Origin of the sequence: Paraburkholderia sp. SIMBA_053, from assembly GCF_046534895.1 — a bacterium.
In the GTDB taxonomy this organism is placed as follows: domain Bacteria; phylum Pseudomonadota; class Gammaproteobacteria; order Burkholderiales; family Burkholderiaceae; genus Paraburkholderia; species Paraburkholderia caledonica.
The window spans coordinates 1-572 of record NZ_JAWRXU010000063.1; the positions used below are offsets into that span (position 1 = coordinate 1).

Annotated in this window: 1 protein-coding gene; it reads left to right on the top strand. The window is 65.4% G+C overall.

Translation table 11 applies throughout. The annotated features are described in order from the left end of the window. Positions 1-517, top strand: a 517-nt coding sequence (locus SB753_RS34540; RefSeq protein WP_410804523.1) for a peptidoglycan-binding protein, incomplete at its 5' end; no start/stop codon positions are given. Positions 518-572 lie beyond the last annotated feature (55 nt).

Genomic DNA, 572 nt, shown 5'->3' on the forward strand with positions numbered 1-572 from the left:
GGGCGACGGCGCGTGGTACGGCGTCACTACGGGCAATAGGAACTTCATCGGCATCGAGGCGGAAAACCGCGGCGTGCCGTCCGATCCGTGGCCTGAGGTGCAGATGGACGCCTACGCGCGAGGCGTCGCGGCGATTCTCGCGCATATTGGGCGCGACGAGAACGCATGCGCCGGGCACAAGGAATACGCGCTGCCGCCTGGCCGCAAGAGCGACCCGACCTTCGACATGAATGTGTTTCGCGCGACGGTCGCGGGCTTCCTGAATCGGACCGCGGCACCTCGCCCGATGATTCCGGCGGCGGAGCCAGAGTCCGCGGGTGTTCAAAGGCGTCCAACCTTGCGGCGCGACATGGCGGGCGAGTTCGTCAAGCAAGTGCAGGCGAAGCTGCGCATCGAGGCTGACGGCATCTTCGATGCGGACGTCGAAGCAAAAGTGAGGGAGTTCCAGCGCGCCAAGCATCTGGTGCCGGACGGGATCATCGGCCCGAAGACGTGGGCCGCGCTCGATTCTGCGTGAGGCCAAAGACATTCCATTCAGCGATCCGGTCAAGGACGGTGGCCCGTGCTGAAGG